General features: G+C 64.6%; 9 protein-coding genes and 1 pseudogene. 4 read left to right on the top strand and 6 right to left on the bottom strand.

Annotation, left to right across the window (positions count from 1 at the left end; all coding sequences use genetic code 11):
• Positions 1-168: pseudogene (locus tag EN745_RS37185) on the bottom strand (pyridoxal-phosphate dependent enzyme); the annotation flags it as partial.
• Between the two features lie 117 nt (positions 169-285).
• Entirely contained in the window at positions 286-609 is a 324-nt protein-coding gene (locus tag EN745_RS24850) for a hypothetical protein (protein WP_127404967.1), read from the bottom strand.
• A gap of 176 nt (positions 610-785) precedes the next feature.
• On the opposite strand from EN745_RS24850, the gene mbfA reads away from it, so the two are divergent.
• Positions 786-1,769 (top strand): iron exporter MbfA, encoded by a 984-nt coding sequence (gene mbfA, locus EN745_RS24845; protein WP_126057269.1) that lies wholly within the window; start codon positions 786-788, stop codon positions 1,767-1,769.
• 9 nt (positions 1,770-1,778) lie between these two features.
• Here the strand turns inward: mbfA and EN745_RS24840 are convergent, their stop codons facing one another.
• Positions 1,779-2,123, bottom strand: a complete 345-nt coding sequence (locus tag EN745_RS24840; protein WP_127422494.1) for an antibiotic biosynthesis monooxygenase — start codon at positions 2,121-2,123, stop codon at positions 1,779-1,781.
• Entirely contained in the window at positions 2,120-2,488 is a 369-nt protein-coding gene (locus EN745_RS24835; RefSeq protein WP_127422493.1) for an NIPSNAP family protein, read from the bottom strand. Before EN745_RS24835 ends, EN745_RS24840 begins: the two co-directional genes overlap by 4 nt.
• Positions 2,489-2,660: 172 nt before the next feature.
• Here EN745_RS24835 and EN745_RS24830 point away from each other — a divergent pair, with 172 nt between their 5' ends.
• Complete coding sequence (locus EN745_RS24830; RefSeq protein ID WP_127422492.1) at positions 2,661-3,335, top strand: winged helix-turn-helix domain-containing protein; 675 nt, start codon at positions 2,661-2,663, stop codon at positions 3,333-3,335.
• A 14-nt stretch (positions 3,336-3,349) separates the two neighbouring features.
• Here EN745_RS24830 and ligD read toward each other — a convergent pair whose 3' ends face one another.
• Positions 3,350-5,866 carry a DNA ligase D gene (ligD, locus tag EN745_RS24825; RefSeq protein WP_127422491.1) on the bottom strand — a complete coding sequence of 839 codons (2,517 nt, stop codon included), beginning with the start codon at positions 5,864-5,866 and terminating at the stop codon, positions 3,350-3,352.
• A 12-nt stretch (positions 5,867-5,878) separates the two neighbouring features.
• Complete coding sequence (locus EN745_RS24820) at positions 5,879-6,742, bottom strand: Ku protein (RefSeq protein WP_126057274.1); 864 nt, start codon at positions 6,740-6,742, stop codon at positions 5,879-5,881.
• Positions 6,743-7,105: 363 nt separating this feature from the next.
• On the opposite strand from EN745_RS24820, the gene EN745_RS24815 reads away from it, so the two are divergent.
• Positions 7,106-7,252 carry a hypothetical protein gene (locus EN745_RS24815; protein ID WP_126057275.1) on the top strand — a complete coding sequence of 49 codons (147 nt, stop codon included), beginning with the start codon at positions 7,106-7,108 and terminating at the stop codon, positions 7,250-7,252.
• A gap of 179 nt (positions 7,253-7,431) precedes the next feature.
• On the top strand, positions 7,432-7,805 hold a 374-nt coding region (locus EN745_RS24810; protein ID WP_127422490.1), incomplete at its 3' end, for a DCC1-like thiol-disulfide oxidoreductase family protein.

Here is a 7,805-nt window from a genome sequence, read left to right as displayed (position 1 = left end):
GGGAGCCTTGACGGAGCCGGTGCGCTGCAACGTCTCCGGCTTGAACAGGATGCGGCCGCCATAGCGCTTGTTGAGCTCCGGCGATTCGATCAGCGGCGTCTCGACGATCAGGCCGGAGAGGCGCGCCGCGGCGTTGCGGATATCGGCGATGCCGGGAGGGACGGTCATGGGCGCGGCCTTGAGCAAACAGACCGCCCATGGTGCACGGAAAAGGCCGCGGCGCGCCAACGAAAAAATGTGATGGTTACAAGGTTGGCGGATTATAGCTGCCGTTGGCGCCGCCCCTCACCCCAACAGCGTTCTTTGCCTTTTGCTGCCGCCGAGCTTGCGCCAGGCGTTGAAGCGGTGGGTGGCGGCGGCGAACGAAATCTTCATCTGCTGAGCGACCGAATAGCGCGACTTGCCATTGTCGAACATGCGGTAGCAGCACTCGACGCCCTCTTCCGTCAGCTTGCCGTCGGGAGACTTGTTGTGCGGATTGGCGGGATCGAATTTCTCGACCTGCTGCTCGACCAGGCCTTTCAGGCGCTGCAGGTCGGCCTCGATGCTGGCGATGAGATCGAGGACAGGTTTCGGATCAAGGGCGTGCGCATGCTCTTTCGGCGGCATCCGGGGACTCCTTTCTTTTGGCTTAAGTTCAGCTATATAGGTGAACGTTCGGTAATAAAGAAGGCCCCGCCGGCAATTCCCGGATCAACAAATCTTGCGCACGCCCGCAATGCGCGATTGACCGGCCGCGGGTCCAACCCTAGTTTAGAATAATTCTAATCTAGGGTGACTTGCTCATGCTTTCCCGTGTCTTCGGCTTCGGCCGCCGTTCCTTTGATTCGCTCAACGAGCAGGAGATCCTGGCGCTGGCCATATCCTCGGAGGAGGATGACGGGCGCATCTACCGCGCCTATGCCGACGGGCTGGCGCAAGACTTCCCGCAATCGGCCAAGGTGTTCGAGGCCATGGCGGAGGAAGAGGACGGCCACCGCGATTCGCTGATCGAGGTCTACCGCAAGCGTTTCGGCGAGCGCATCCCCTTGATCCGGCGCGAGCACGTGAGGGGCTATTACGAGCGCAAGCCCGACTGGCTGGTCAGGCCGCTCGGCATCGAGGCCGTGCGCCGGCAGGCCGAAGCGATGGAACAGCAGGCCTACCGCTTCTATGTCGAGGCCGCCAAGCGCACCACCGATGCCTCGACCCGCAAACTGCTCGACGAATTGGCGGTGGCCGAGCAGGGCCATGAAAGCTCGGCTCACCAACTGGAACAGGAGCATGTTCCGGGCGAGATCAAGATCGAGGAGGCGACGGCCGAGCAGCGCCAGTTCATCCTCACCTATGTGCAGCCGGGACTGGCCGGGCTGATGGACGGATCGGTGTCGACGCTGGCGCCGATCTTCGCCGCCGCCTTCGCCACGCACGACACGTTCCAGACCTTCCTAGTCGGATTGGCCGCTTCGATCGGCGCCGGCATTTCGATGGGCTTCACCGAAGTCGCCTCCGACGACGGCAAGCTGTCGGGCCGCGGCTCGCCGCTGAAGCGCGGACTGACCGTCGGCATCATGACGACGCTGGGCGGTCTCGGGCATGCGCTGCCCTATCTCATCCCGTTCTTCTGGACGGCGACGGCGGTCGCCGCCGTGGTGGTGTTCTTCGAATTGTGGGCGATCGCCTTTGTGCAGAACCGCTACATGCAGACGCCGTTCTGGCGCGCCGCGTTCCAGGTGGTGCTGGGCGGCGCGCTGGTCTTCGCGGCCGGCGTGCTGATCGGCAATGCGTAGCACCTTCTCTCACCCATTCACCGCCCGGCTATCCTGCGGCGCCTCGGTCCTGTCGGTGAGGCCGTAGTCGCGCACGACGTGGGCGATGCGCAGACGATAGCCGGCAAATATACCGCCGCGGCCGGCCTTCTGCGCCTGCCGGTGCTCTTCGGTGTTGCGCCAGGCTTTCACCGCGTCCTCGTCGCGCCAGAAGGACAGCGACAGGACGCGGTTCGGATCGGCGAGGCTCTGGAAGCGCTCGATCGAGATGAAGCCGTCGATGCCGTCGAGCAGGGGCCGCAGCTCCGCCGCGATGCCGAGATAGGCATCGCGCCTTCCCTGAGCCGGCTCGACCTCGAAGATGACGGCGATCATGCTTCCATCCCTTCCTTGACCGTGACGTCGGTCCGGAACATCTGCCGCGGCCCATGCGGACCTGACGCCAGTCTCAGGAAGATGCGGTCCTCCTTCAGGATAAATTTCTCGCGCCGCGCGAATTCGTAGTTCGCCTTGCCTGCCGGGTCGGCGGCAAGCCGGGCGCGGTAGGCTTCGTAGGCAGCTAGGTTCTCGATGTTGTAGGCGGCATAGGCGGTGGTGGCCGAACCCTCATGCGGCGCGAAATAGCCGATGAGGTCGGCGCCGCAGCGCGGGATGGCCTGCCCCCAGGCGCGGGCATATTGCTCGAATGCCGCCTTGCCGAACGGGTCGATCTCGTAGCGGATGAAGCAGGTGATGGTCATGGTCGTCTCCTCGTCGGCTTGGGTTTGCTGCGGCGACAGTTAGAGCACGCTCGAAGCATCGCGCGCTTCGGGTGTTATAGGCAATCCGATGTCGGGAGCGTCGTCGCCATCTCCTTGATCTGACCGCAGGATAGTGGTTTTCTAGCGAGAATGCTTCGATGGAGACAAAACTATGCGCGAAGGACCGGACATTGCCCGCATCGCCAGCCTGGTCGGCGATCCGGCCCGTGCCAACATGCTCACCGCGCTGACGGGCGGCACGGCATTGACCGCATCGGAACTGGCGCTCGAGGCCGGCGTGTCGCTTCCGACCGCCTCCTCGCATCTGTCGAAGCTGATGGAGGGTGGATTGCTGACCCTGGCCAGCCAGGGCCGGCACCGCTACTACGGGCTTGCCGGGCCGCAAGTGGCGGGCATGATCGAGGCGATCATCGGCGTCGCCGAGGCCGTCGGCCCGAAGCGGGTGCGGCCGGGGCCGCGCGATGCGGCGATGCGGGTGGCGCGGGTCTGCTACGACCATCTCGCCGGCGAGCAGGCGGTGGCGATGCTCGACCGACTCGTCGACCGAAAGGTCCTGCTACGGCACGACCGCGAAATCAGGCTTGGCCCGGCAGCGGCCTCGCATTTTTCCGCGCTCGGCATCGATGTCGAGGCCAAGGCGCGACGACCGGTCTGCCGCGCCTGTCTCGACTGGAGTGTGCGGCGCTCGCATCTCGCCGGCACGCTGGGCGCCGCCATCCTCGACAAGATCATCGCCGAGAAATGGGCCCGACGCGAGAAGGACAGCCGCGCCGTGGTGTTTTCGCCGCCGGGCAGGCAGGCGTTCGAGAAGGTGTTTCTCGCCTGATGCGCCTTCCGTGATCAGCCGCGTTTCAACGGCTTGCCCAGCTTGAAGAAGTCCTTCCACGGATTGGCTTCACCCAGCTGCTTCAGCGTGGTGGAATCGCCGACCGGAAAGGCATTCGGCGCCAGACCCTTCTCGAGTTCCGGCCAGGTCACCGGCATCGACACCGTCGCCCCCTTCTTGGCGCGCGAGGAGTACGGGGCGACCGTCGTCGAGCCGCGGCCGTTGCGCAGATAGTCGACGAAGATCTTGCCGGTGCGCGCCTTCTTCGACAGCGTCGCGGTGTAGCGGTCGGGCGCGGCCTGCTCCAGCGCGCGGGCGAAATCATGGGCGAAGTCCTTGACCTCGTCCCAGTCCGCCGACGGCTGCAGCGGCACCAGCACGTGATAGCCCTTGCCGCCGGAGGTCTTGACGAGGTTGGGCAACGACAGCTCGTCCAGCTGCTTGTGGATGTCGAGCGCCGCCTCGCGCACCGCCTTGACGTCGACGCCTTCGTCGGGATCGAGGTCGAAGATGATCTGGTCGGGCTTCTCCAGCTCGTCGACGGTTGAGCCCCAGATATGGACCTCGACGACACCGTACTGGACCAGCGCGGCAAGCCCGTCGAAATCCTTGATGAACAGGATCTCCTCGCCATCGGTCGGATCCTTCATCCGGGCGATCTTGTCGCTCATGCCGGGCGAGGCATGCTTCTGGAAGAAGCGCTGGCCGCCAATGCCGTCCGGCGCCCGCACCAGACTGAGCGGCCGGTTGACGACGAATTGTTCCATGCGCGGCCAGACCAGCGCGTAATGGTCGAGCAGGTCCAGCTTGGAGACCTTCTCGTCGGGCCACAGCAGCTTGTCCGGATGGGATAGTTTCACCGACGTCCTTGCGACTCCAGCCGAGGCGGCCTTTGGCGTCGCCGTGCCGCCGCCCGCATCGCTTTCGCCCTTGCCGGAGGCCCGCTTCGGTTTTTCCTGCACGACTTCCTCCGCCGGCTTGTCCTCGCGCAATCCCTGGAACGAGGCGTGACGTATTATACGGTCCGCGGTCCAGCTGCGGAACTCCACTTCGCCGACAAGTTGAGGCTTGACCCAGACCAGGCCCTTTCCCTTGGGCACGGCGGCGGAAAAGGGCGAGGTTCTTGCCGTGAGGCCGTCGAGTTTTTTCTTGAGGTCGGTGGCCATTTTGCCGGAAAAGCCGGTGCCGACGCGGCCGGCATAGTGGAGCTTGCCGCGCTCGTGATAGCCGACCAGCAGTGAACGCAGGCCGCGTCCGGTCTTCTCGGACGGCAGATAGCCGCCGATCACGAATTCCTGGCGCAGCGTGCATTTCGATTTCACCCAGGTGAGGCCACGACCGCTGCGGTAAGGCGCGTCGGCGCGTTTCGAAACCACGCCTTCCAGGCCCATGCGGCAGACATGCTGCAGCATGATCTTGCCGGGCTCATGGAAATGGTCGCTGAAGCGCAGCGCTGAATCTTCCGGCTGGTCGCCGAGCAGTTCAGCCAGCGCCTGCTTGCGCTCGACCAGCGGCTCGCGGCGCAGATCCTCGCCGTTGAGGCGCATCAGGTCGAAGACATAGTAGACGAAGCGGTCGCCGCGGCGGGCCGACAGATCGGCCTGCAGCAGGGCGAAGGACGACACGCCGCTGTCGGCCAGAACGATGATCTCGCCATCGATGACGGCTTCCCGGCACTTCAGACCGGCGAGCGCGGCGGTGACGGGGCCGTCGAATTTTGAGGTCCAGTCGAGGCCGGCGCGGGTGAGCAGCCTCACCTCGCTGCCGGCGACCTGCGCCTGCATGCGGTAGCCGTCGAATTTTACTTCATGCAGCCAATCGTCGCCGGATGGCGCATCCTTCTCCAGCGTGGCGAGCTGCGGCTCGATGAACTCCAGCCGGCTGGCAGGCCCGGCTCTTGCCTTGCCGGCGGCCGGCTTGTTGGAGTGCCAGACTTTCGGCTTCGCGCCTTTGGCCGTCTTGCCCTCGCCGACCTCCTCGATCGTCAGGCCGGATTTCACCGATTTCGGCTCCTGCTTCAGGATGTCCTCGCCGGGGCGCGCGGCGGCATCGTCGGATTTGATCAGCAGCCAGTTGTCGCGCTTTTCGCCGGAGCGCGGCTTCAGCCGCACCAGATGCCAGCGGCCATGCAATTTGTGGCCTTCCAGCTCGAGGCCGATATGGCCCTTCTTCATCGCCTTGGCCGGATCGCCTTCCGGAATCCATTTGCCCTCATCCCAGACGATGACCGAGCCGCCGCCATACTCGCCCTTCGGGATGGTGCCTTCGAACGGCGCGTAATCGATCGGATGGTCCTCGACGTGCACGGCCAGCCGCTTCTCATGCGGATCGAGGCTCGGGCCGCGCGTCACCGCCCAGCTCCACAGCACGCCGTCATGCTCGAGGCGCAGGTCGTAGTGCAGCCTGGTCGCCGCATGCTTGTGGATGACGAAGATGCCGGCGGCCTTCTTGCCGCTCCGCGACAGCTTGCCGGCCGGCTCGGCGGTCTTCCTGAAATCCCGCTTGGCCCGATACTGCTCGAGGCTGGCCATGGCTGCGGCCTCCTATGCCGATTTGCGCCGCGGAGCGGAGGCCTTGCCCCGTCCGGCCTTTGGCTTTGCCTTCGCCTTCGACGCGGCCTTGCCCGCGCCTTCCGCGTTCAGGCTCTTCTTCAGCGCATCGAAGAGGTTGACGACATTGGAAGGCTTCGGCGGCGCCTTGGCCTTCGGCGCCTTCCTGCCGGCCTTCTTGGCGCGGATCAGCTCGAGCAGGGCATCCTCGTAGCGGTCGTCGAACTTCGACGGATCGAATTTTGCCCCCTTCCGGTCGATGATGTGTTCGGCAAGGTCTATCATCTCATCGTCGGTCTTGACCGGCTTGATATCGCCAAAGACGCTGTCGGGCTGACGCACTGTGTTGTCGTAACGCAGCGTGGTCAGCACCATGCCCTTGCCGAGCGGCTCGATCACCACCGGGCGTTCCCGCTGGTAGAGCACGATGCGGGCGAGGCCGGCCATCTTCTTGCCCGCCATGGCGTCGCGGATGACGGCAAAGGCCTCCTCCGACACCTTGTCCGCCGGCGAGACATAATAGGGCGTGTCGAGGTAGATCTGCCGGATCGAGGATTTGTCGACGAAGCCGTCGAGGCTCATCGTATGCGAGGACTCGATCTGGACGGCCTCGATCTCGTCTTCCTCGATATGGATGAACTCGCCGTCCTCGACCTCATAGCCCTTTATCTCGTCGCCTTCCTCCAGCGGCTTGCCGGTCTCGGCATCTACATAGATGCGCTTCACGGTGTTTCCGGTCTTGCGGTTGAGGATGCGGAAGGAGACCTTTTCGGCGTGGGTGACGACGTTGGTCAGCTCGATGGCGCAAGTGACCAGCGACAGCTTGAGATAGCCTTTCCAGGCCGGGCGCGGCGCCATGACGAACTCCGTGAGCAGGGTGGTTGAACCGAGAACGGGCAGAACCCGCTCCGGTTCCGGGAGGCCGCCTCCAGACTGGGTCCTGACTTTCCCGGGCGGCGCACGGAAATTTCGTCGAGGCGCCCGCGATTGAAACAGAACCGCGCTCAACCGACATCGGGGCGAAACATATGTGATGCAAAAGTCACATTGGGCGAGATGCCGACAAATGGCTCGGAAAGACCCCGAATCAGCCGCATTCCGGCCACGAAGCGGGGCATTTCGGACCAGAAATTAACATCACGTTCACCGACTATTCACGCCTCGACGCTATGATGCCCGCAATTCGGACGGGACATCCGAAATCGGGACAGGGACAGGGAAATGAAGTTCTGGAACCACATTGCCGGCTACGCCGCCGCCATCCGCGAATTCGTCGCGCCGACCTATCGGCCGGAGCGCTATTACATGCGCGGCCCAGGCCCGGCCTGCGCCCGCCGCGGCAACTCGCTCGGCATCAGCGCGCACTGATCATGACGCTGGAGAGCCGTCATGACAGCCGGATCTGCAAACCGGCCGACAGCCATCGCGCAACCACCTATCGCGCCGAGCGCCCCGCGCTGGCCGATCGGCGGCGTGCGACAACGCCACCGCTTTGACGCCGCCGCCGGCTGGCTTAGTGTCTGACGACACCAGCAGCCGGGGCCGACATGATTGACCTGCCCGAACCGAAGCGTCCCCTTCCTCCGCCGCAAGCTTACGATGCAACCCAGCCGCTGATCGTCTTCGACGGCGTCTGCGTGTTCTGCTCGGGTTTCGTGCGGACGGTGGCGCGGTTCGACCGCGGGAAGCGCTTTCGCTTCGCCACGGCGCAGTCGCCGTTCGGCGAAGCGCTGTTTCGCAAGCACGGACTGGCGATCGACAGCTACGATACCAGCCTGACCCTGATCGACGGAAAGGCCTTCACCCAACTGGACGGCTTCATCGCCGTGATGGCCGAGCATGGCTGGCCATGGCGCACGGCGAAGGTTTTGCTCGCCCTGCCGCGGCCGCTGCGCGACTGGTTCTACGACCGCATCGCCAA

The organism is Mesorhizobium sp. M4A.F.Ca.ET.022.05.2.1 (assembly GCF_003998845.1).
Lineage (GTDB): Bacteria > Pseudomonadota > Alphaproteobacteria > Rhizobiales > Rhizobiaceae > Mesorhizobium.
Note: the sequence above shows the minus strand (reverse complement) of the source record. Positions and strands in the feature narration are given on the sequence as shown.